The sequence below is a fragment of the Senegalia massiliensis genome, from assembly GCF_900626135.1.
Taxonomy (GTDB): domain Bacteria; phylum Bacillota; class Clostridia; order Tissierellales; family SIT17; genus Anaeromonas; species Anaeromonas massiliensis.
This window is the reverse complement of the sequence record NZ_LR130785.1, coordinates 896,105-921,760: the sequence shown is the minus strand read 5'-3', so window position 1 is coordinate 921,760 and position 25,656 is coordinate 896,105. Positions and strand designations below refer to the sequence as shown.

The window sequence follows — 25,656 nt, the reverse complement described above, 5'->3', positions numbered from 1 at the left end:
CTTACCTACACTTTTTCTATTGGTGCAAGAGATATTAATAATTTCTTTATTCCTTTTTCATTAAATGCAATAGTAGCTTCTTTTTTATCTCCACTGCCTTTCATACCTACTACTGTTCCTAATCCTAAAGTTTTATGTTTTACTTTGTCACCTATATTTATATTAGGATCATTTTTTCTTTTTATACCTGTATTTTCATGAGTATAACCAGTAAAATATTTATTATTTTTTTGTTGTGATATTTTAGCCTTCTTTTTTGCTTTATCATTTATATTGTCAATTAAACTATCTGGAATCTCATCAATAAATCTTGAAATTGAATTGTAATTTGTCTTACCATAAATAGTTCTAAGTGTTGTATATGTTATAAATAAATGTTCTTTTGCACGAGTAATACCAACATAGCAAAGTCTTCTTTCCTCTTCTAAGTCATCTTCACTTACCATAGCTCTTGATATAGGGAATATGCCTTCTTCCATTCCTGTTAAAAACACTATATCATATTCAAGACCTTTTGCACTGTGAAGTGTCATAAGTGTTACAAAGTCATCATCTTCATCTAGTCTATCTATATCTGATAAAAGTGAAATGTTAGCTAAAAATTCTTCCAAAGTATTTTCTTCACTTGTATTTTCAAAATCAATTGCAACAGATATAAATTCTTCTATATTCTCTATTCTACTCTGTGCTTCAAGTGTATCTTCTTTTTGAAGTTCTTTTATATATCCTGTTGATTCAATTACATTTTCTATTAGATCTTTTACAGATAATATTTCCTTCATTGCTATGAATTTATTTATAATTGATACAAAATCTTTTACTTTTGATTTTGCTCTATGGGATAAGCTTGCCATTTCATCTATATCAAGTATTACACTATATATGCTTTCGCCTTTTTCAATACTTAATTGTTCTATTTTTTCTACAGTTCTTTTACCTATTCCCCTTTTTGGAACATTTATTATCCTCTTTAAAGAAATATTATCTACTGGATTTTGAATAAGTCTTAAAAATGCTATAATATCTTTTATTTCTTTTCTATCATAGAACTTAAGACCTCCTACAATTTTATAAGGAATGTTTGATTTAACCAGGGATTCTTCAAGTACACGTGATTGCGCATTAGTTCTATAAAGAATTGCAAAATCAGAATAATTTTTATGGTCTGTATTTTTTATTTCTTTTATTTTGCTTGCTATAAATTTAGCTTCATCATGCTCATTATCACCATTATATAATCCTATGTTTGTACCTTCATTTTGTGAAGTCCAAAGATTTTTGCCTTTTCTACCCATATTATTATCTATTACTTTGTTTGCAGCATCTAATATGTTTTTAGTTGAACGATAGTTTTGTTCAAGTTTTATAGTTTTAGCATTTGGATAATCTTCTTCAAAGTCAAGGATATTGCGTATATCAGCGCCTCTCCATCCGTAAATCGAATTATGAACTACTATATCATTAGATATATACTGTCTTAAATTAGGTACAGATATATCATAAACATATCCTTCATAATCTAATACATTAACTTCTTCTACAATGTCATCTACTATTTCACCATCTTCATATATAGGTATAGACATACTAGGTCTTATATGAGATGCTGGCATATAATTAAAAGTAGTATCCTTTGTAAGTCTTGCTCTTTTTATTATTTCAATATCATCTTCTAATGATATTATTTTTTTGGAATAAGTGAGGGCTTCGTCGTATTCTTCTATATAAGTAGGTTTATTATTAAACTGAACTACATGATTATAATATCCTTCATTATTATTTTCCTTACTCCCAAAGAAATCAATATATATTTTTTTATTTGGATTTTCTTCTATATTCAATTTTCCAAACATCATATGATTAGGTGTTGTTTTTATCATTTTACCTTTTTTAGTTTTAATTTCTATAATAGGTCCTTTATAATAGTTTTCTTTCTTTTTATCAAACTTTCCTTGAAGTACTTTTCCCCATCCACCAGCAGATATTATAGTACTTTGATCTTCTAAGGAGTTCATTTCACTATAACCGTCAATAGTTTTTATTTGCATATCTGGAAGAACGCACTGGTCATCATCCCCCACTACACATACATTTTTATGAGCATTTCCAAGTAACTTCACTAATTCATATTGAGCACGATTAGTATCTTGATACTCATCTACTAATATATATTTAAATTTCTTTTGATAAAACTTAAGTATATCAGGATTATTTCTAAATAATTCTATAGTCTTTCCAATTAAGTCATCAAAATCAAGAGCATTATTTTTTTGCAACTTTTCTTGGTAAAGTCTATATATTTCTCCTTTTTGCCTTTCCCTAAAATCACTATAATTATCATTTATGTAGGTGTCTGGATCTATTAATTTATCCTTTAAACTACTTATAAAATGAATCATTTTTTTAGGCTCATACATTTTCTCATTTACATTTAATTCTTTTATAGTATCTTTTATAACTGTATTTTGATCTGACCCATCAAATATAACAAAATTTCTATTATAGTCAATTTTATCAATATCACGTCTAAGCATCCTTACACACATTGAGTGAAATGTTCCAACCCACATATCTTCTACTCTTATATCTACCAATCTTTGTATTCTTTCTTTCATCTCTTTCGCGGCTTTATTAGTAAATGTAATTGCAAGAATATTATCTGGAAATATATCCTTTTGTTCTAATATATATGCTATTCTATGTGTCAAAACTCTAGTTTTTCCACTTCCAGCTCCAGCTAAAACTAAAAGTGGACCTTCAGTAGTCTTTACAGCTTCTCTTTGTTCATCATTAAGTCCATCTAAAAAACTCATTTGTTCTCTCCTCTCGAAAGTAAACTCTAATTTCTATTATATACGAAAATAAGTTCTATTTGAAGGCATAGAAAAAACTTCTAGTAGAATAACTAGAAGTTTTTATAACTTTATTCTCTTATAGTATGTTATATGACTTTCCTTCTCATCTGATAAATTTCAAATTTTTCATTTGAGATTTCACCTTCACATGTTCGAAATGTTTTAAACCCTAATCTCTCATACACTTTAATTGCTCTTTTATTAAATGAAGTTTTTTGTAATAATGAAGATTGTAGTATAAGAGCCTTTTCTGACAAGTTTGAGTTCATAAATTATGAAGCTGAAAAAACTAAAATATTAGAATATGAAATAATAAACTTATCAAAGAACATGAGCTCAATATCAACATCTAAACTACTAAAACAAAATATTGCAATCGTAGAAAAAGTACAGTATACAATATTTTGAAAAAAGAAGCATAAATACTTGATAAAAGCAAAATTACAAAGATCTGTATAGATGATTTCACTTTTAAAAAATGATATAAATATGCAACTATTATGATACATAAAGAAATACTTAGAATTGGATGGGAAATGGGAGCATGGATTAAAAAAGATAAAGTGTAAAAATAAGTTTGATGGTTATAAAAATCCAGTTAGAAGAATGTATTATATATATAGATCGAATTCAAAGGAAATATACATACAAATTAAAAACCAATGATATACAGATAGTGATTAAATTTCAAGAAAGTTTATTACTGATTTTAAGTCTGAAACTCTTGATGTAAAGGAAACGATAGATACAAAATCTAGAAAAAGAAATAATTTAATTAGCTTACTATATAAATCTATAGAAAAAATAAAACTCATTGTATCTGAAGAGTTTGAAATAATATTAAATAAATATGAAAACTATAAAATAATATTTGAACCTATATTTTTGAAAATTAAAACCGCCTCTCAAAAGTTACTTTTTTTAGTCTAACTTTTGGGAGACGGTTTACTTTCTAATAGACTTTCATATCATTGTTCTGCAAGATTACTTTCATCACTGCCATTTGGATGTCAATATATAAGATTGATTTTTAAGTTCTCTCTTAAATTTTCTGTTTTTAAATCTTCGTATTCTTTTCAACTTCATAAAGATCTTGATCAATGTCTAATATAAAAGAGGATAAGTTATCCTCGAAATATATATATAGTCTATGAAGAGCTCTCGTACAAACGGTATAAAAAAGCTTTCTATCCCTTTCTATACAATAATTTTTAGCACTACCATCATAAATTAAAACAGCATCAAATTCTAGACCTTTAGCTAAATAGGATGGTATAACTACAATACCTTCAGGATATTTTATAGTATCATGATTTATAATATGGACAGATATATTCTTTTTTATAGCGTTAAAAGCATTTAATGATTCATTTATAGTTTTACAAAGGATTGCTATAGATTTAAACCCTTCAGATTGTAATATTTTGATATCATTGATAAGTTTATTATGTATATTTTCTTTTGTGACTTGTATAATTTGAGGTTTAAGTCCATGACGCTCTAGATGATCGTAATGTATATCTTGCAATAGTAAAGCCTTAGTAAAGTTTGATATTTCTGATGTAGATCGGTAAGTCTTAGTTAGTGTTAATAAGGCAGTTGTAAAAGATACATCCTGTTGTAGTATGGATGCAATTTGTTCATATTGGCCTATATTCATAAAAGGATTGATAGACTGATTCAAATCCCCCAATAGAGTAAAATTACTATATAAAAATAATTGTTTAAATATTTTATAATGTAAAGGAGTATAATCTTGAGCCTCATCTATAACAACATGACGAATATCTAATGATTCTGAAGTCCTATTAAGCTTGAGTTTTAAATAAACAAGGGGTGCAACATCTTCATAATGTATTTTATCCTTTTTTAGTCCTTCCAATGTAGTTTTCCTCAAGTTTGTTATATTATCTTGTGATAGATCAGTATTAATTTCCTCTAAAAGTTTCTTATTTTCAAATAGATGAGTGTAAAGTACTATAAGGTCTAATGATGTTTTTTCTGTTAATCTATCTTTTAAAGGCTCAAATTCTCTTTTAACTAAATTTAAAGCTTCTACTTTCACTCCTTTTTCCGTAAGAGATACATCTGAGTTCAATAACATATTAATAATCTCTTCTAAACGTTCTTTCTCATAAGGTTTTATTAAATAAAATACACGATTTTTTATTTTTTCAAGTCTCTGAAACAATGGAAGATAAGTGTATTCCTTGTGAAGGAGATTATAAAGCTTATGCTTACTTATGATAAGATTCTGTTTATAGTAAATATCTTCAAAATGGATATAATTATTTTCAAGATAATTCACATACATGTCTAGTAAATCAATAAACTTACTAGAAGATTTGTATTGTATTGAAAAAGTTCTATCAGAATAATAATTAGGGTCAGTAGAAGATAAAAAGGTATCCATTTGCTCACTCATAACTTCAAGTTCAATATTATTGCCTATAAATTTTTCTGCAAAGTCTATGAACGTAATTTGTTTCATGTTTTCTTCCCCAAGCTCAGGTAAAACGTCTGAAATGTAATCGTTAAAAATGGCATTTGGAGAAAAAATAATTATATTTTTAGCTTTGATAGTCTTTTGATAATTGTAGAGTAAAAATGCAATTCTATGAAGGGCGATAGAAGTTTTTCCACTACCAGCAGGTCCTTGGACAATTAGAAGGCGATGATTCTTATCTCTGATAACTTCATTCTGTTCTTTTTGAATACTTGTAACTATAGAATTCATCTTTGAGTCTGTAGTATCACTCAAAATTTCTTGTAATAAATCGTCATTTATTTTCAAATTACTATCAATTACATATTTAAGCTGTCCCTTATGAATTTTAATTTGTCTTTTCAAAAGAAGTTCACCTTCTATTAAAGCTCTCGGTGATTTATAGTTGGATTTACCAACTTCACAATCATAAAACATACTAGCTACAGGTGCTCTCCAATCGATAACAAGAAAATCATCAGTCTTTTCATCTACAATATTTCCAATACCAATGTAGTAAATATCCTTAGTATCCTCTACACTTTCCTGAAAATCAATTCTACCAAAATATGGAGATAAAGCTATCTTTTTAAGCTTGTCAATTTGCTCTTTAGAAGATTTATACCGAATAGCTTCTCGTTCTATAGTCTTTTCGTAATGGAGCACTTCAATGGCTTCATCTATGTCCCAAGGGTTAAATTCAAATGTTCCGATATCTTCACGCATTTGTCGTTGAATTGCAATAAGTTCTTTTTTAAATTTATTATAGTAATTTTGTTGTTCATTGAGATTTTTCTTAACCTGAATAAGTGTTTTCTTAAGATATTTTTCTTCTAAATACCTTTCCTCAAGATTAATTTTCAAATAAACATCTCCTTTTATAAGTAGTGTTAAAAGTATATCATCCAATATAGGAAACTACTAGACTACAATTTTATGTTATTATATGATATAATATACATATAGAAAAGATGTTTTTGTTTTTAAATTTATTTAAGTGTAGATTGTCAATTAAAAGTGGGTGCTTTCCATAGTTAGTTGAATTTAAGTATTTCTTCAAGCATAAAAATTTTCTTCCCCATGATTTCAAAACTACATCTACCATACATAATTCTTTTTATTACTTTTATTTTATTTACACCATCTTCTACTAAGCCGTTACTATAATCATGTATAATTCACTTTTTAACTCATTCAATATCCCTAAGAATTCTATTAATAAAACTATTGATACCTAAAATATTCAATAATTTTGCTCCCTCAATCCAATTATCTAATTTATATTGCTTTTATAAAACCAAATTTCTTAAAAAAATTTAACTAAGTCATATATCATAGATAAATTTGGATACTTTTCAATTACTGATTCCAATTGATTTAAAGAGATATCTTTTGCTTTTTCCACTAGTTTGTATAAATTTGCTTAATAATCTCTTCAATACTTATGCTATTTATATTTATGTCATAGATTGGTAATTTATTAAATAGGTTAACAATTTCACCTTTTAAGCTTTTTTCACTTAAATCAATTTCAATTTGAATTTTTTTACCTTTAATATTTTTAACATCTAATTCTCTTAAAATATATTTATCAACCTTCTTAGATAAAATAACTGATATCAGCTTTTTATTTTCATAATAAAATTTTAAATCCTCTAATGAGTCATCAAAAACTTTTTCTCCTTTATTGATAATTGATATTTTCTTACATAGATTTTCTATGTCACTTATATCATGGGTAGTAATTATAAACGTTGTTCCTTTTTCTTTATTTACATTTTTTATGAATTCTCTAATTAATTCTTTTGAAACTATATCTAATCCTATTGTTGGTTCATCAAGATATACTAGTTTTGGTTGATGTAGTAAGGCATTTACAAATTCACACTTCATTCTTTCCCCTAATGAAAGTTGTCTCACTGGTTTTGTAATAACTTCTCTTACATTTAATAAATCAGTAAAAAAGTCTATATTATCTTTAAACATTTTATCTGGAATAGTATAAAGTTTTTTACTTAACGCAAATGAGTCTATTGCAGGCAAGTCCCACCATAACTGTGATTTTTGACCAAAAAGAACCCCTATATCTTTTACATATTCTTTTCTATGAACCCATGGAGTGAATCCCATTATTTGAACATTTCCTTCCGATGGATATAATACTCCTGACATAATTTTTATTAGTGTTGATTTACCTGCCCCGTTGGGACCTATAAGTCCTCTTATTTCACCTTCTTCAACTTTAAAATCAATATTTTTCAAAGCTTCCACATATTTATATTCTCTAGTAAATAATGATTTAAAAGCTGACATTAAACCTGAATCTACTCTATTTGCGACTTTAAAGTTCTTACTTAAAGAATTAATACAAATTATATTATTATTCATTATTATATTACCCTCCTGCACTTGTATACTTTTTAAGAACTGAATTCCAAAATACTAAACTTATAAGAAAAAATGATATAACACTAATAAAAGAAAATATAATTTTAATATCTATTCTGTTTAATAAAACTTGAGATGGAAAATATGCAAATATTCCTATAGGTAAAAAACTTATAAATGTAAGTTTTAAATATTTAGGGTATATATCAAGAGGATATTCTGAAAATCTCAAATATGCATCTATTATTCCTCTTATACCTCCATCCGCAACAGTAACAATAATACATCCAGAATGTATTATTTCTAAAGCAGCACTTAATAAAAGACCCAATAATATACATAATAAAAAAAGCATTAACTTCCATATAGTAATTGTTAATTTGATTTTTAAGACTGAATATATTGTTAAAACCATACCTGCAACAAAAGTTCCTATACCATCAATACTAAATGATGACGCTAATATTAATGCTATGGGTGAAAAAGGTTTCAATAAAAATTTGTCAAATTCTCCATTTATAACAGTTTCAATAAATTCTCTTTTAGAATTGCCAAATATAGTGTTTCTAAGCCCGAAAGAAATAAGTACTGTTCCTTGAAATAAAATTATTTGTTCTAAATTCCACCCTGGAAACCCATTAGTCTGTGTAAATAATAAATATTGAATTAGTGGGCCAGTTAATGTAAACATTAACGTAATTATTAAACCTAAAAAAAAATCAAATCTATAGTGAATACCTTTTGATATAACTAAATTACTGTTCCAAATGAATAATTTTAGTATATTAATAAAGTTCTTCATATTTAACCTCCCACTGCGCAATAGTTTTTTATCATTTTATTGTATAATATTTTACCAATAGCTAATAAGATTACGCTCCAAAATACTTGAATAAACAATATCTTTAAAAATATATAACTCCCTTGACTTTTCTCAGTATTTAAAAAAAATTGTATTGGCCAATAATATACATATTTAAATGGCAAAACATTTAAAATTTTATTTGCCCAATCAGGAAAAAATTCTAATGGTATAAAAGCTCCCCCTGCAAAACTAAATAGAAATATTTTTAATCGCATTATGGAGTTGTTATTTTTAATATAGAATGCAATTAATCCTATTAAATAATTAGTAAAGAATGAAATTGAAAATCCTCCTATATTTAAAACAATAAATTTAGCTACAGAACTAATGGTAATAAAAATCGGAAAAATCAGCGTTGAATAGATCACAAATGGTAACAATATCTGTATTACTATTGCAGGAATTTTAATCCCTAACCCATGTGCCAATTCTATGTGAATTATTTTCAATGGCTTTAACAACTCTATACTTAAATTGCCATTCCTTATTTTGTTGGATATTCGAATGTCTGCGTAATTAAGAACAAAACTATTTACAAATGAGGTGGTTGCAAAATACCAGACCATTTGGCCTAACGAATAACCCTTAATTGTACTAAGTTCATTATAGGTATAGATACTTTTAAATAGTGGGAAATATATTAATACCACTGCAAAATTTATTACAAACATAATAAAAAATGCTCTCTTATGTTGAAAAAATACTTTTAAATTCATTTTAATATATTCATTTAATACTCTCACTTAATTCTCCTCTCCATTATTTAAATAATATAATTCATTTTATAGAATTTATATAAATCTGAATTTGAAATTATTTTTTTACATATACCATCTAACCTATCAAATCAACCATTAATCTCTACGTTCAATATATTATCTCCAAATTTAGGATTCCACTCTCTCCACAATTCATAACTTACAACAAGCATATTACATGTACCAATATTTCTATATTGTCCCAATGTATACATTGCCGATGTTTCTATATCTACATCCAAAATATTTTTTCTTTATATTTCTTTACTTTATCAATTGATTCCATAAAACTACTAAGTAGTACACTTATAGTTGTTTTGATGTTACTGAAACTCTGAACGCCTCAGAATATTAAAAAATTATATAATTTGATTTTTAGATCATTATTTTCTTTATTTTGTTGTTCAATTACTTGGTATAGATATTTTATATTAAATCTATCATTTACCATTTACTGGAAACATAATTATTTCATCCAACCTATCACTTCCTCTACTACCAAATTAGGCTTGTCCCAATGAAGTAAATGCGTTGCTTCTACTCTTTTTACTACATCATTTGTTCCTTTTTGAAATTCTTTTACTTGTAAAGTCCTACTTTAATCCCATCCCTCAGGTAAAGTAGCCTGTAGTAATAATATAGGAAGATCTAAGTTATTATATATAACATTTGTAGGGAAATTATACATAGATTTAATAGCACCTCTTGCAGTATCTCCACTTGCACAAAATTTTATTTTTCCATCCTGTTCTACTTTCATTAAATCTTTCGCAGCCTCCTTCAATAACTCTGACCACCTTAAATAACTGTTTTTTTCTGCCTCTAAAAAATCTTCCCAATTAGAAAATACATCCCCTTCAAAATCCTCATCATATGACTGTATTTCTTCCTCTAAAGAACAATCTGGTTTAATACTTAATTTTGTTTTATCAAGGTTAGAAAAATATTCATATGAAAATTGTTTTAGATGATATCCTCCATCTAATAGCATCATTTTCTTTACTCTTTCTGTATTCTCTGAAGCATAATGAAGAGCTACACAGCCCTCCAAGAGTGTGCCATTAAATAGAAACTTTCCTTCTCATCTGATAAATTTCAAATTTTTCATTTGAAATTTCACCTTCACATATTCGAAATGTTTTAAACCCTAATCTCTCATATACTTTAATTGCTCTTTTATTAAATGAAGCTACTCCGAAATGAACATATTTTCCTTTGTAATTGTACTCTTCTATTGCAAAATCAATGCATGATGATATGTAATGTTCTCCAAGTCCTTTTCCACATAGCTCAGGTTTTAGTCCCCATCCAACCCACATTTCATATGTGCTCTTAGGATTACTTCTCACTACTTTGTGCTCAACATATCCTTCATCTTCCGAATCTTCTTCTCCTTCTTTGAAAAACTCTATTGTAAATTCTGCAACAAGTTCACCTTTTTCATTTAATACTGCAAATTTTCCATATCCCCAACTCTCTTCATTTAATAAGAGTTCTTCTTCATTAACATAATCATAAATATAGTATTCTTCCCCATACTTCCAATTATCAATCATTTCTTTTGCGTAATCCAAGTTCATTGGAACAAAGTTAAATTCCATAGTATCAACCCCATTTATAGTTTATATTTAATAATATTATTAAAAGCAATTATAATTTTTTTATTTAACTAATATCTATACCTTTTCGTTGTAAATAATAAATACTCATATAGTAAAAAACATTTTGTGGCAACCAAATTGGATAGATTATATTCTTGATCACTATCCATTGTTCATTTAGCATTGTATCAACTCATTTTAGAATGATATCCCTCTCATTCTGTTTCTACATCGGTTTTCTGAAATCTTATCCTATCCTTCTTTGTTGGAATACCATTTTCTATCGTTTTCCACTCGTCACCTTCAAATATTTCATATTGCTCGAAAGCACATGGTAAGCCATTTGCTGTTGTTATATCACTACTATCCATAAGGTGAAAATGTAAATGAGGAGCGAAAGAATTTCCAGAATGTCCTACTCTGCCAATAACATCCCCCTTTTCTACACTTTGACCAACAGAAACTTGTATTGAACCAGTTTGAAGATGACATAAAGTTGCGTATATATTTTTGTCATATTGTATGATGATAAAGTTACCAGCAACAGATTGTATATCATCTTTTGTTGGGTCAAAATAATGAGCATTTTTATATGCGTTAGATAAATCAGAAAGCAGATTTGTCCGTGAGCATTCTCCATAACTATCTTCCACTTGAACAATAATCCCATTACAAGGTGCATATACATCTTGACCCCAGCAATAATATTCTTTTAAAGGAATACCATAAAAAATATATTGCAATACATTACCACTATATGCAGGATGTCCTAATCTTTCCCAATCTACCTGTACGAAATCATAAGCGTATCTTGTGCCTAATTTGTCTGTTCCGTGACTGGGAATTTTCGTTCCTGGAGTATTAGGCGAAAGCCATTCACCTATCAACGGAAACTCTACAATAATTGGATCTCTCATTTCTATCATCATATTCCTCCTGTTCGTCTCAACTATACATATATTTAAAAATGAATATGATAAATTTTAAGTTTGTATAAATATAAACATTTTCTTAAAATAAAGATTTAACTTAAATAATATTCATAGCATATTGAAACAGATTTTTTTTCAAATCCTTCATTTAAATATAAGGAAATTGCATTGTCATTTTCTGCATTAACAGAAAGCATTCCTTTATGGATATTTTTACTTTTCCCAAAACTTAATGCAGCTTTTAGAAGATTTCTTCCTAATCCACTTCCTTGATATTCTGGAATAACACATAATGATGAAATAAATACATATTCAATATTATCTTCTACTTCTTTAGTTGCACGAACCTGTCCTATTGGTATATTTTCATGATATAGCATTATTATACCACCAGATAAATGACCATAATCTTTTTCCATTTCAGAGTACATTTCTGGTGTTTTGGGAGTATCACAACCTGCAATTTTATAAAATCCTAAATTCCTTACTTTACACCAATCTGATTCATCCATACCAGCTTGAAACTGTCTTAATTCATAACCGCTAGGGAATGATGCTTGCATATCTTCTAAATCATGGTTGACAAGCGTGTAAGAATATCTTTTTAGATTAAAATTTAATATTTTTAATAATTCAGCCATTTTCTTATCTTCACTATCTATAAACAGAAATACCTTATGAAGTCCTTTTGTATGATTTAATACTGATTCTAACATTCTTTTATATACTTCTTTATCAAATTCTATTGTATGAAATATTCTAAAACGACCTGATCTTGATCTTCTATAGTATGAATTAATAATTAGAGAAACTGCTCCAATTATATTATTATTTTTATCTAACAAAATGTATGTTGGATTTTCTTCATTAGGTTCAAAACTCATCAACTCTTGATCATCTAAAAAAGTACTATCAAATTCATGCCTATACTTCTTACAATAATTAATAAATTCTATTTTTCTTTCAGAAGTTAATTTAACTATATTCATAACATCTCCCTTTTATTATCTTTAATTTTAATAAATCCATCTAGTTTACTAACTTTATATTTTAGCACGTTTGTGAATACCACTTACTTTGAGCACTGTACATTCTTGTATATTTCCCATCCATGTCCATTAACTCATCATGACTTCCTATTTCAGCAATTTGTCCATTATCCATAACAATTATTATGTCACCAATCTTAGCTGAACCCAATCTATGAGTGACTATTATAGCAGTTTTTTCCTCAGCCAACTCCGAAAATTTATTATATAAATTTGTTTCCATAGCTGGATCTATAGCTGCTGTTGGTTCATCGAGAACTATCATGTTATGATTTCTATAAAATCCTCTAGCTATAGCTATTTTTTGCCACTGACCTCCTGATAAATCTATTCCATTAAATTCACGTGAAATCATTGTATCATAGCCATTTTTAAGCTTTTGTTCACTAATTTCTAAATCAGCTTTTAAAACAGCTTCATCTAAAAATTTATTTCTAGTTATACTATCTTTATTAGCTATCTTATTTAATGACCCTATTTCAATATTCTCACCTAAAGTCATCTCATATCTCTGGTATTTTTGGAATACAGCTGAAACATTTTTATATATTGATTTAGTTGAAATCTCTGATGTATCTTTTCCTCCAACTGTTACTTTCCCTTTTATAGGTGTGTATAACCCCATTATAAGTTTAACTAAAGTTGTTTTCCCTGCTCCATTTTCTCCTACTATAGTTATAGTTTCTCCTGATTTAATGTCTAAGTTAATATTAGTTAGAGAAGGTTTTTTTGCTCCTGGATAAGAAAAGCTTACATTGTTTAATGCTATATCAGGCTTTTCATCAATATTATAATCTTTTCCACCTCTTTCAGGCATATCTAAAAATCTTATAAGATTTTTTATAGTTCCAAGATTATTTGAAATTTCACCTATGCGTATACATACTATTTGCTCCATTACATTAAACATAAACCCTAATGAACCAAATACTGCTCCAAAAGCCCCTGAAGATATCTCTCCATTTAAAAGGGATATGAAAAGTAAATATAACACTCCAATATACCCTAAAACAGTTAATAATCTCATAAATAGTTCTATAATACCTATTTTCTTTTCTGCTTTCCATATTTCTTTGTTAAGTAGATTTAGTGAACAAGTATATAACTCTTTAAAGTAATGAAATGCCCCTAACATTCTTGTTTCTTTGAAATATTGTTTATCTACTATGCACTTTTCATAGTATTCATATTCTCTTCTTATAGGACCTGATTCATCAGCTAAATCTGTAAAAATTTTCACCCTAATAAATTGAGTTATAAATGTAGGTATAAATATAATAATAAGCGATACCATAAGAATCGGCTTTAAATTATAAAGATAAATTCCCATAAATATAAAATATGGTACATAAAGACTTATCAAACTTGTTAATGTAGATACTAGTTCCGCACTACCACTAATTCCTTCTTTTGCTCTTCTTATATCATCTAAATATTCTGGATTTTCAAATGATATAATATCTACTTTACCTGCTTTCTCATTTACTTTCTGCTCTATATATCCGATTATTATATTTCCATTATCAATAATCATAAAATTATCAGCTCCATTTAATATTTGAATCATAATAAATGTTAAGGCTAAGGTAATTGCTATTAATATCACTTCTCCAAAAACATTATCATTTAATATTAAAAGTGGTACAGAATCAAAAAGCTTCTGAGTCATTAATGTTCTGAAACCATGAGAGATACCATGTAAAATGGCTACTAAGTTTCCTAAAATAAAATAAAGAGGACTTGCAGCAAAAGCCATAGGGAATATTCTAAATATTATCTTCATAAGAGAAATATTATTCTTGTTATTATTTATCATAAATACCAACTCCTTTGACTTTCATACATGTCTGCATAAATCCCTCTTAACTTCATAAGTTCCTCATGAGACCCTTTCTCTATTATAGTTCCATTACCTATTACAAATATTTCACTAGCAAGCTTAGTTGATCCTAATCTATGGCTTATGAAAATTGTAGTTCCACCCTTACTTATCTCCTCAAAATGTTCATAGATATTACTCTCACTTATAGGATCAAGAGATGCTGTTGGTTCATCTAATATTCTAATTGGTGCATTATTATTAATAGCTCTTGCCATTCCTATTCTTTGCCATTGTCCTCCTGATAAGTCAACTCCATTTTCTTTAATTTTGCCAAGCTGCGTTTCTATTCCATTTCTTAGCTTTTCTGCTACATCATACAAACCCATAATTCTCATAGAAGATTTAACTTTATCTTTCATATTATTATTTTCTATGTTATTAATATCTCCTAATGCAATATTATCTCTAAATGAAATAAAATACTTAGCAAAATCCTGATAAACCACTGAGCAGAATGACTTTAACTCACTTTGTTTATATTCTCTAATATCTTTACCATTTATAAAAATTTGTCCTTCAAAGTTATCATATAATCCAGTTATAAGTTTAGTTATCGTAGTTTTTCCTGCTCCATTAACACCTACAAAAGAATAATGGCCACCTTTCTTTATAACAAATGATAGATTTTTTAATATATAATTATTTGTTTTTGGATATTTAAAAGATACATCTTTAAACTCTAAGCAATCAAAATCTATATTTTCCTTTGAAGGCTTATCTATTGCACCTTCTGTTTCATCTAAACTGTAAAATTCATTAAAATCTACAACATATTCTTTGTTTTTAGCCAGTTCTTCAATATAATATGTAAACTGCCAAGACATTAATTGAATAAGTTCAAAGACACCATTTGCAATAGATATAAATAATCCTATACTTAATGATTCCATTTGTACTGGCTTTAATAGAATTATAATTATAACTATAGAAATTATTGCTGTAATTATCCCCCTAATTCGTGTTCTTATAACATTTTTCAGTACTGTTTTATACTCAATCTTTCTTGCAATTTCATATTGCTCTTTCCATTTGTCATTAATCTCTTTACTATAACCAAATAGAGTTCTTTCCTCTGCACTTTCCCTTCCTGTTAAAACCTTTCCTAAATATTCAAACCTTCTTCTATATTTAGATACCTCTCTATCTGCTCCATAACTATCTGTTCCATTTTTTAATGCTACTTTAAATAATGGGACAGATATTAAAAGAATTATTATTGCTGCCCACCAAGCATGAATAAAAATAACAAATAATAACCCAATAATTCTAATGAACATAGCTACCATAGATAAAAGTTCATTATATGCATCCTTAAATCTAATTTCTGGATCCTTAGAAACTCTCGAAATCAAGTCCCATGTACAGTTATTTTCTACATGACTATATTTTAGCTTTGCTCTCTTTTCCGTAATACTAACTCTTAATTTTTCCCTTAATTCCATTTCCAACTTTACCTCTATAAATTTTACAAGTTTTTGAGACATTAAGGAATAAATTAATAGCAACATAACTAATCCTAAAGGTATAAATATATCATTAAAATTCTTGTTTTTATCCAATATAGCTATAGCTGTGTCTAAAAATTTAGCTGTTGCTAATATCTGAAGAGTTGGAACTATTCCTTCTAAAATCTTTTGAATTGCTATTATCACTGCATATTTCCTGGCATACATTAATGGAATTTTTAGTATACCTATTTTTTTATGTCTAACATTAGTACTTGTATTCATGATCTACTCCCTTATATTTTAGTTTTATGTCATACAATTTTGAGTTTGATTTTAACTCACCTCCTTAAAATAATTATTTTATACCTTTTAGACTATTCTTAATATTCCTTATAAATAACATTCTACTTTTCATTACAATATCCTTTATTTATTCCAATATTTTTAAAAAATAACATTTAAGATCTTTGCCTCATGTCTAAAATAAAAAAGAGACTTAGAAAATTTTCAAAGTCTCTTCATTAATAGTTTCTTCTATTCTTTATTTTGATTAAATTCTTGTAATGCTTTTTTAGTACCTTCTTTTGCTGCTTCTAAGACTATAAGATAAATAATTGGTATAAATATTAATGCTAAAAAAAATATCATTTTAAATCTCTTCCCCCTTAGTTATTCTTAAAATCATATTCAATATTCTTCTTTTTCCATACTATCATATATTAATTTTATTAAATCCATGTCTATTTTGCCATCTATAACTTTATATGCTTTATATTCATTATTTGGATATATTTTAGTTAGATTTTTTTCTTCATATTTCTTCTCAATTATGTATCCTAATCTTATCATAATATACTTTTCATTATATATTTCTATCCCTAAGCTATCAGAATCCTCAGTAGATAACCATATTCTCTTTATATCCCCTCTTAAAGAATACCATTTATCTCTACTTATTCTTTTATACTCTAATGTTTTAAAGTGGTTTAATAACTTATTAAATTTTTCTTTATCAGTACTTCGAGCACTTTCGTAATCATTAATCTCCATTGACATATGGTCAAATTCAGTATCATCATAATACTTAAGTACAATTTCATCAAAATTTTGTGCTATAACATACTCTTTTAGTTCATTATATTTTGAAAATATAAATAAAATAATCAAACTTATAACTAATAAAAAAATAAGTACTTTAACTTTTCCCATAGTAATCCCCCTAGAAAATATTTCTAATTATATTATATGTGAAAATAAGATTTCTTTGAAGGATAAAATTAAAATGAGACTAAGGAAAATTCTCCTTAGTCTCATTTTAATTTTATATGTTCTTACCATCTACCATGCATACCATTTCTATATCCATCATCATCTCCATGCATATAATTATGCATTTCTATCATCTCTTCTCTATCTATACTTTCCATCATTCTTCCCATATACTCATATCCATTTTCATTCATTATATCTATCATTTGATTATAATCTTCATCAGATATATTATTCATATAATCAGTCATTGCATCATAATCATTGTTTTCCATATATTCTGCTGCATCATTATATCCATTTTGCTCCATTATATCTATCATGTCATCGTATGTTCTATCTCTACCATCATTATATTCATTTTCAATATTGTCTTTATTTCTATTCTCTTGTTGAGTTATCTCTTTATCTTCTTCTTTATTTAAGTCTTTATTCTCTTGTTGATTTACATCTTTATTTTCTTCTTGATTTATATCTTCATTTGATATTGGTTGATTATTTTCCTCTGCATAATATTGATTTGGTTTTAGCTCATCATCTGTATTTGTTGCAAATGCCACTCCTCCTGCTATTAATGTTATTGCTAAACCACCTGATATTATATTAATTAATGTTTTATTTTTTTTCATTTAATTTACACTCTCCTTTTCTTTTCCTTAACTAAATTATAAAATATAAATTTGAAGATAATATGAAGAAATTATTTAATATTCTTATTCAAAATCCTTAGTAATATTTGATATTTCTTCTTGTAGTTTTACTGCTTCTAACTCTAATTCCTTTGATTTTAAATTTTTAATAGATGAATTAATTTTCTGTGATTGTTGATCTAGTTCTTTTTTTCTTCTGATTAAATTTTGTATACTTTCTTCTATATCTATTCTTTTATTTATATGTTTTTCTGCGCTCTCTTCACTAGTTGTCACTATATGTTCAGCTATTTTTTGCATTTTTTCTTTTTCTTTTTTTAGTTCTTCTATATTGTTTTCTAATTTTTCTTGAACTAAATCAATTTTTTCCTTAGATTCTCTTAACTTTCTTAATTTAATTTTATATTTATTGTTGGATTCATTTGAATTTACCTTTTTATATTCATCATTTTGTGATTTTCTTATATTTCTTTTTCTTTCACTTCTAAGTGATACTAAATCATCAAAAGATGTTATTCTATCATAAATTTTATTTTTATAATTTTGATATTCCGTATCATCTATTAAACCTTCAGCATACATTTTTTTTACTAATGTAATTTTTTCTTCTGTGTCATTACTTCTATAATTATTATGCGAATGACTATGATAATCTATTGCTCTAAATAAATCACGATATCCTCCACCACATCCCATTAGTTATCCTCCTATTTATGTTTTAATTTTATTGCTTCTAATTCTTCTTTTATCCTAGACTCTTTACTTATTTTATCTAATTCATTTTGAATTTTTTCATTTTCATCTATATTATCTAATGAATCAGATTGTTCTAATTCATCTATTGCTGCTATTTTATTTGTTTTATTTTTTATTTTACTTTCTGCTCTCTCTATTCTATCTGTAATATCTGAAATATCTTCAAATACGCCAGTTAATGCTTCTTTTACCATTAATTCAGCATCTGCTGCCTTATCTATAGCTTTTAATTCATCTTTTTTGTATTCTAAATCATTTATCTTCTGTTGTATTTTTTCTTTATTTTCTTTTATAATTATTATCTTTTCTTTTAAATTCTCTATTTCAACACTTTTATTTTCTAATTTTTCATTTAATACATGTTTGTTTTCTAATGCTTTTTCTGCTAAATCTTCTCTATTTGCTTTAATTGAAAGCTCTGCTTGTTCTTCAGATAGCTTAACTTTATCTTTTAACTCTAAAACCTCACTTTCTAGAGATTTTTTTATTGTAGTTACCTCTAATAATGCTTTCTTTATTTCTCTTACTTTTTCTTTTAATTCTAATAAGGATAAGTTTAAAGCTTCATCTGGATTTTCCATTTTGTTTAATACTTTATTTGTTCTTGCCATAAATATTGATCTTAACCTATTTAGTATATTCATTTATTTCCTCCCTTTCTCTTTCTTTAACTAAATTATAAAATATAAGTTTGAAGATAATATGAAGACATAAAAAAATAGTACAATTCTTAAGAATTGTACTATTTTACTACTCATATATTATTTAAATTGAAGATTCAATTGCATTTTTAAGCGTTTCTTCAACTTTATTTGCAACTTCTTTTAACTCAGGTTCACCAAATAAACCTATTAGACCCTCTGGTCTTGTCATTCCTATATATGTTTTATCACCTTCAGTTCTTACTACCATTTTACAAGGTAAAACATAGCCTATATGAATATTTCTTTCTAATACTTCTTTTGCTTGTTTTGGATTACATACTTCAAGTACTACAAAGTCATTATCAAATTCTAATCCTTTTTCTTCAAGCTTATCCTTAAAGTTTAATTGCCATAATACTCCAAAATTATTTTCCTTTAAATTTTCTTCTAAAGACTTAATAGCTTCATTTAAATTTTTATTTGTACTTTTTTCATAAACTATATTCATTGTTTAGCCTCCTTAAATTAAAAATACAATTAGTATTTATTTTAAGTTCTTTAATTTATCCTTATACTCTTGTTCTGAAATCTCACCAGAAGCATATCTTTCTTTCAATATATCAATTGCTCTACTTGAACCTACATTACTATTATTCCTAGAATTTTTTATAAACATTCTAGCAATGACTATTACTACTGCTACTATTATCAGTAATTTTACTACATCATATAGAATAAACCATTCACTAGCTCTATTCCCAAAGTTCATCATATCATTGAATCCATTACCCCAATATCCATGCATTTAATCACCTCTTAGTCTTTTAATATTTTTTTCTTTCTATTATATTCTTCATCATCTATTTCTCCTCTAGCATATCTTTCATTTAAAATATCAAGAGAATTAGTTTTTTTACTGAATGTATTTGTATTATTGTTATTATTCTCATTAAAATATTTTATTAGAAAATAAGCAACTACAGCTACTAAAATTAATCCCAAGATGCCACCTCCTCCAAACATTCCATATCCTCCATGCATCATAATATCACTCCTTTTTCTTTCTAAATCCATTATAATATTTAAATTTGAAGAAAGTATGAAGAAATTACTTGAGGTGATTTAAATTATTTTTCTTTCTATTATATTCTTCTTCATCTATTTCCCCTTTAGCATATCTTTCATTTAATATTTCTAAAGCTGAGCTATTACTTTCTTTACTATTTTTCTTATTATTTTTTCTTATCATAAATAGGGATATTCCTATAATTAATAATAATACTATTGGTATCAACCAGACAATAAGCATATTAGATAACATTTCTTGAAATCCATAATACATATAAAACACTCCTTTAGATTATTCTACTAAGAATTGTCCCATCATACCTGCATCTTCATGCTCTAATATATGACAGTGATACATAAATAGCCCTTCTTTCCTGAACTTGGCTAAAATTTTCACTTCTTCTCCATTGTCTAACATTACAGTATCTTTCCAACCTCTTTCATTTAAAGGTGGTTTTCTGCCATTTCTTTCTATTATCCTAAATTGTACTCCATGAACATGAAATGGATGTGGAGTTGAGTTCATCATTCCCATACCAGCTGAGTCATTTGTTATTGTCCATTCTTCTAATTCATTTAAATTTAATCTTTCATCTATTCTATCCATATTCATTTGTTTGCCATTTATAGATACCATTGGTCCCATACCACTCATTACAAATTCTCTTCTTTTTTCTACTTCATCTCTATTATAATCTTCTATTTCAACTAAATTTTCAGGTATTTCATTTGTTTTATTTACATCTTCAACAATATTTATAGTCATTAAGTTATAATTTCCATCTCTTAATTTTATTTTATCTCCCACCTTATAATCTGATAAATCTAATAACACCTCTGCTCTTTCAGCAGGAGCAAGTGATACTTTATCCATTTTTACAGGTTCTTCTAAAAAGCCTCCATCTGAAGCTATTTGATTAAATTCAATATTATTACTAAAATTAAATTCATATGCTCTTGCATTTGATCCATTTAATAATCTTAATCTAATAACTTCATTCTTTACATCTAATTCTGGATTAACAGCTCCATTTATCAATACTGTGTCACCTAAAAATCCATTCATTACATCCCTCATACTTAACTCATAAGGAATATCACCATTATCTGTCAATCTTTTATCTTGAACCACTAAAGGTATATCATTAACTCCATGTTCTTTTGGTATGTCTAATTTTTTTGATACCTCATCCTCTATATAAAATAAACCAGCAAGTCCTTTATACACTTGTTCACCTGTTTTATGGAGTAAATGTGGATGATACCAAAGTGTCGCTGCAGGTTGATCTATTGTAAAGTATGGCTCCCATTTAGAATTAGGTTCAACTACTTGATGTGGTCCCCCATCCATTTCTGCTGGCACTTCTAATCCATGCCAGTGTACAGTAGTAGGATTTTTTAATGTATTATCTACATTAATCTTCACATCTTCACCTTTATTTACTTTTATTATAGGTCCTAAATAATCACCATTATATCCCAAAGTATTTGTTTCATAGCCTTCTATAAATTCACTTTTACCATACTGAACTTTTAAATCAAATTCAGCTTTTCCTTCTTCAGGGTTTTTATCTTCTAAAATAGGTGGTATTGGAAGCTTATTTTCAGCTTTTTCTGTATTATCTAAATCACTTGTAAGCATATCAGCTTCAAGGTCTCTTCCTATGTCAGTAAAAAAATATCCTATATAAAATATAAAAACTATTATAGAAACTACAATAGCTATATACCATTTTAAATTTTTATTCATAAAATCCTCCTTCTTCTAGCTTATAATTAATATTTTAATGTTAGTATATAATACAAATATAAAGAAAATATGAATAAATTTATATTTATGTAAATAGGATGAATCTAAAATAGACTCATCCTATAAAATTTCAAAAGTAACTATTCTACTTTAAGGAGTTTAGCATTTATAGCTACTATAATTGTACTAAGTGACATAAGAACTGCTCCTACTGCTGGTGAAACTACTATACCAATTCCATATAATACACCTGCTGCAAGTGGTATTGCAAATACATTGTATCCAGTTGCCCATATAAGATTTTGTATCATTTTTCTATAAGTAGCTTTACCAAAGTTAATAAGGGATACTACATCCTCAGGATTAGAGTTTACCAGTATTATATCTGCAGTTTCTGCGGCAACATCTGTACCTGAACCTACTGCTATACCTACATCAGCTTGTGCTAGAGCTGGTGCATCATTTACTCCATCTCCTGTCATTGCTACAAATCTACCTTCTGATTGTAATTCTTTAATTTTTTCTTGTTTTTCATCAGGTAATACTTCTGCAAAATATCCATCTAAGCCTAATTCTTCTGATACTTGCTTGGCTGTTTTTTCATTATCTCCTGTAAGCATCCATGTTTTAATTCCTTCATCTTTAAGTCTTTTTATGGCATTGTATGATTCTTCTCTTATTTTGTCTGAAAGTCCTATTGCTGCCACTAAATTATGATCTACTAATAAAAATACATCAGTTGATACACCTTTTGAAGATAATTCTTTTGGAACTTCAATATTATTTTCATTTAGATATCCAGGACTTACTACCATTATATCTTTATTATCGATTGTTCCTTTTACGCCTTTTCCTTTTATGGCCTGAAAATTATCCATTTCTAAAATATCTAATTTCATTTCCTTTAACTTATCCATTATCCCTGTTGCAATTGGATGTTCAGAGTTGTTTTCAAGTGTAGCAGCTAATTGGATTACTTTTTCTTTGTTATATTTATCATCAAATACTTCTATGAAATTAACTCCAAATTCTCCTTTTGTTAATGTTCCTGTTTTATCAAATACTAATGTATCGATTTTTCTTGAATTCTCAAATTGAGTTCTATTTCTTATTAGCAAACCATTTTTAGCTGATTGTGCTGTTGATGTTGCTACTACAAGTGGTGTTGCAAGTCCTAATGCATGAGGACATGTTATTACCATTACTGTAGCCATTCTGGCTATTGCAAATGTAAAATCTCCACTTATAATGTACCAAACAATAAGAGTAGTAAATCCTACAGTAAGTGCTACAATAGTTAACCAAAAGGCAGCCTTATCTGCTAAATGTTGAGTTTTAGATTTAGATTCTTGAGCTCTTTTAACCATATCAATAACTTTTGATAAATATGAATCTTCTCCAATATTTTTAACTTCTACTTCAAGGGAGCCATCACCATTTACAGAACCACCAATTAATTTATCGCCTTTTCCTTTTTCTATAGGTTTTGATTCTCCTGTTAACATTGATTCATTTATATAACTATTTCCTTTTACTATAACACCATCTGCTGGTACCTTTTCTCCTGGTTTAATAAGTATTTTATCATTTGATTTAAGTTTACTTATATCTACATCTACTACGTCACCATCTTTTAATAAATGAGCTGTATTTGGCATAAGCTCAGCTAATTTATCAAGTGCATTTGATGCACTCATTACAGATCTCATTTCTATCCAATGACCTAAAAGCATAATATCTATTAGTGTAGCAAGTTCCCAGAAAAAATCACTTCCTTCTAGTCCAAATACGGTAGCAGTACTATATAAATATGCTACTGAAATTGCCATAGCTATTAAAGTCATCATACCTGGTTTCTTTTCTTTCAACTCATCTTTAAGTCCAGTTAAAAATGGCCATCCACCATAGAAATATATAAATGTAGCTAGTGCAAATAATATATAACTATCTCCTGTAAAATCTATACTTAAATTTATCCATTCTTGTATCATAGGGGAGAGTATAAGTATAGGAATTGTAACAATTAATGATATAAAAAATCTTTTCTTGAAATCTTCTATCATCATTTCATGATGACCTGAATGATCATGGTCATCATGATTATGTTCATGATTTTGATGTTCATCGTGATGATTTTTTTCATTCATTAGAAAATCTCCTTTCAATTTATATTTGTTATTAATATACCCTTCGAATTATACTTTATATATATTTTCAAAAAATACTTTCCTGAAATTAGGAAAGTATTTTTATTTATAATTTAATAAAATCTATTTCATGAGGTTCTTTACCAAGTTTCACTTCTTTAACTATTTCAAAAGATTCTACATCTATTATATTCAATTTACCTGTTTCTAAATCTGTTACATATGCATATTTATTATCCGGAGAAATTGATACATGATTTGGTTCTCCCTTTATATCTATCTTCTTTATTATTTCTGAGGTGCTAGCATCTATAACAGCAATATTTTTATCATATCTATTTGTTGTCCATATATATTTATTATCACTTGTCACTGCTATTCCATGAGTTCCAGCGCTTACTTTTATTTTATCTATTTCTTTTTTTGATTTTATATCTACTACTGATAGAGTTCCTTCTTGTACATTTGCTACATACAAATATTTTCCATCAGGAGATGGCTCTGTTTCATTTGGCATAATGCCAACTTCTATTGTATGAGTTACTTTACCTTTTTCTATATCTACAATAGATACATCATTAGACATTACATTAGCAACATAGGCTATTTTACTATCCTTTGAAAAGTCTATATGAGCTGGGCTTTTTGAACTTGTTTTTATAGTCTTAATTATTTCATCAGTTTTCGTATCTATTATTTGAATATAATTATATTTATCATTAACTTCTAAATCTCCACTTGCTAGCAATACATATTTACTATTAGGTGTTATATCAATACCATGTATTCTTTTACCTGTATCTATTGTATTAGTGATTTTTTTAGAATTTGTATCATATATAAATACTTTTCCCTCATTCAAATCTCCAGTATATATTTTTTCACCATCATTAGTTGCTGCTATTCCATGTGAAACTTCATCTCCTATTTTTATGGTATTTTGTACTTCTTTATTTTTAGTATTAAAAACTGATATGGTACCATCATCTACATTTGGTATATATGCTAAATACTCGTCAGTATTTGCATTAGTGATAAAATAATAGGTACCTATTAACCCTAATACTATAGTTATCAATAAAATTCTAATAATATTTTTCATCTTTTCT

24 protein-coding genes are annotated in these 25,656 nt (G+C 27.2%); all 24 read right to left on the bottom strand.

Annotation, left to right across the window (positions count from 1 at the left end):
• Positions 1 to 5 precede the first annotated feature (5 nt).
• Complete coding sequence (locus E0D94_RS04500) at positions 6 to 2,813, bottom strand: UvrD-helicase domain-containing protein (protein ID WP_165442865.1); 2,808 nt, start codon at positions 2,811 to 2,813, stop codon at positions 6 to 8.
• 128 nt (positions 2,814 to 2,941) lie between these two features.
• On the bottom strand, positions 2,942 to 3,124 hold the full coding sequence (locus tag E0D94_RS04495) for a hypothetical protein (protein ID WP_130806104.1): 183 nt from the start codon (positions 3,122 to 3,124) through the stop codon (positions 2,942 to 2,944).
• 788 nt (positions 3,125 to 3,912) lie between these two features.
• On the bottom strand, positions 3,913 to 6,204 hold the full coding sequence (locus tag E0D94_RS04490; protein WP_130806103.1) for a HelD family protein: 2,292 nt from the start codon (positions 6,202 to 6,204) through the stop codon (positions 3,913 to 3,915).
• 540 nt (positions 6,205 to 6,744) lie between these two features.
• Positions 6,745 to 7,728 carry an ABC transporter ATP-binding protein gene (locus E0D94_RS04485; RefSeq protein ID WP_130806102.1) on the bottom strand — a complete coding sequence of 328 codons (984 nt, stop codon included), beginning with the start codon at positions 7,726 to 7,728 and terminating at the stop codon, positions 6,745 to 6,747.
• Positions 7,729 to 7,735: 7 nt separating this feature from the next.
• On the bottom strand, positions 7,736 to 8,530 hold the full coding sequence (locus E0D94_RS04480) for an ABC transporter permease (protein WP_130806101.1): 795 nt from the start codon (positions 8,528 to 8,530) through the stop codon (positions 7,736 to 7,738).
• A gap of 2 nt (positions 8,531 to 8,532) precedes the next feature.
• Positions 8,533 to 9,309, bottom strand: a complete 777-nt coding sequence (locus E0D94_RS04475) for an ABC transporter permease (protein WP_130806100.1) — start codon at positions 9,307 to 9,309, stop codon at positions 8,533 to 8,535.
• A gap of 131 nt (positions 9,310 to 9,440) precedes the next feature.
• Positions 9,441 to 9,593, bottom strand: coding sequence for a nucleoside phosphorylase (locus E0D94_RS14740; RefSeq protein ID WP_165442864.1), 153 nt, complete (start codon positions 9,591 to 9,593; stop codon positions 9,441 to 9,443).
• Positions 9,594 to 9,949: 356 nt separating this feature from the next.
• Entirely contained in the window at positions 9,950 to 10,402 is a 453-nt protein-coding gene (locus tag E0D94_RS04470) for a hypothetical protein (RefSeq protein WP_130806099.1), read from the bottom strand.
• Positions 10,403 to 10,412: 10 nt separating this feature from the next.
• Positions 10,413 to 10,952, bottom strand: coding sequence for a GNAT family N-acetyltransferase (locus tag E0D94_RS04465; protein ID WP_130806098.1), 540 nt, complete (start codon positions 10,950 to 10,952; stop codon positions 10,413 to 10,415).
• Positions 10,953 to 11,167: 215 nt separating this feature from the next.
• Complete coding sequence (locus tag E0D94_RS04460) at positions 11,168 to 11,878, bottom strand: M23 family metallopeptidase (protein WP_130806097.1); 711 nt, start codon at positions 11,876 to 11,878, stop codon at positions 11,168 to 11,170.
• Between the two features lie 98 nt (positions 11,879 to 11,976).
• The gene (locus E0D94_RS04455) at positions 11,977 to 12,873 is read right to left on the bottom strand and encodes a GNAT family N-acetyltransferase (RefSeq protein WP_130806096.1); all 897 of its coding nucleotides are present in this window, start codon (positions 12,871 to 12,873) and stop codon (positions 11,977 to 11,979) included.
• A 61-nt stretch (positions 12,874 to 12,934) separates the two neighbouring features.
• Positions 12,935 to 14,749, bottom strand: a complete 1,815-nt coding sequence (locus tag E0D94_RS04450) for an ABC transporter ATP-binding protein (RefSeq protein ID WP_130806095.1) — start codon at positions 14,747 to 14,749, stop codon at positions 12,935 to 12,937.
• Complete coding sequence (locus E0D94_RS04445; RefSeq protein WP_130806094.1) at positions 14,746 to 16,545, bottom strand: ABC transporter ATP-binding protein; 1,800 nt, start codon at positions 16,543 to 16,545, stop codon at positions 14,746 to 14,748. Before E0D94_RS04445 ends, E0D94_RS04450 begins: the two co-directional genes overlap by 4 nt.
• Before the next feature lie 405 nt (positions 16,546 to 16,950).
• Positions 16,951 to 17,472 carry a hypothetical protein gene (locus E0D94_RS04440; RefSeq protein WP_130806093.1) on the bottom strand — a complete coding sequence of 174 codons (522 nt, stop codon included), beginning with the start codon at positions 17,470 to 17,472 and terminating at the stop codon, positions 16,951 to 16,953.
• Positions 17,473 to 17,594: 122 nt separating this feature from the next.
• Positions 17,595 to 18,161, bottom strand: a complete 567-nt coding sequence (locus E0D94_RS04435; RefSeq protein WP_130806092.1) for a hypothetical protein — start codon at positions 18,159 to 18,161, stop codon at positions 17,595 to 17,597.
• Between the two features lie 84 nt (positions 18,162 to 18,245).
• Complete coding sequence (locus E0D94_RS04430) at positions 18,246 to 18,878, bottom strand: hypothetical protein (RefSeq protein ID WP_130806091.1); 633 nt, start codon at positions 18,876 to 18,878, stop codon at positions 18,246 to 18,248.
• Between the two features lie 11 nt (positions 18,879 to 18,889).
• Positions 18,890 to 19,582, bottom strand: a complete 693-nt coding sequence (locus tag E0D94_RS04425) for a PspA/IM30 family protein (RefSeq protein ID WP_130806090.1) — start codon at positions 19,580 to 19,582, stop codon at positions 18,890 to 18,892.
• A gap of 121 nt (positions 19,583 to 19,703) precedes the next feature.
• A complete protein-coding gene (locus E0D94_RS04420) occupies positions 19,704 to 20,090 on the bottom strand; it encodes a DUF302 domain-containing protein (protein WP_130806089.1) in 387 nt (128 codons plus the stop codon).
• A gap of 36 nt (positions 20,091 to 20,126) precedes the next feature.
• Positions 20,127 to 20,387 (bottom strand): SHOCT domain-containing protein, encoded by a 261-nt coding sequence (locus E0D94_RS04415; RefSeq protein ID WP_130806088.1) that lies wholly within the window; start codon positions 20,385 to 20,387, stop codon positions 20,127 to 20,129.
• An 11-nt stretch (positions 20,388 to 20,398) separates the two neighbouring features.
• Positions 20,399 to 20,656 (bottom strand): SHOCT domain-containing protein, encoded by a 258-nt coding sequence (locus E0D94_RS04410; protein ID WP_242620479.1) that lies wholly within the window; start codon positions 20,654 to 20,656, stop codon positions 20,399 to 20,401.
• 34 nt (positions 20,657 to 20,690) lie between these two features.
• Entirely contained in the window at positions 20,691 to 20,924 is a 234-nt protein-coding gene (locus E0D94_RS04405) for an SHOCT domain-containing protein (RefSeq protein ID WP_130806087.1), read from the bottom strand.
• Between the two features lie 18 nt (positions 20,925 to 20,942).
• Positions 20,943 to 22,400, bottom strand: coding sequence for a multicopper oxidase family protein (locus tag E0D94_RS04400; protein WP_130806086.1), 1,458 nt, complete (start codon positions 22,398 to 22,400; stop codon positions 20,943 to 20,945).
• Between the two features lie 140 nt (positions 22,401 to 22,540).
• Positions 22,541 to 24,547, bottom strand: a complete 2,007-nt coding sequence (locus E0D94_RS04395) for a copper-translocating P-type ATPase (protein ID WP_130806085.1) — start codon at positions 24,545 to 24,547, stop codon at positions 22,541 to 22,543.
• A gap of 106 nt (positions 24,548 to 24,653) precedes the next feature.
• Positions 24,654 to 25,649 (bottom strand): YncE family protein, encoded by a 996-nt coding sequence (locus E0D94_RS04390; RefSeq protein ID WP_130806084.1) that lies wholly within the window; start codon positions 25,647 to 25,649, stop codon positions 24,654 to 24,656.
• Positions 25,650 to 25,656: the final 7 nt, after the last annotated feature.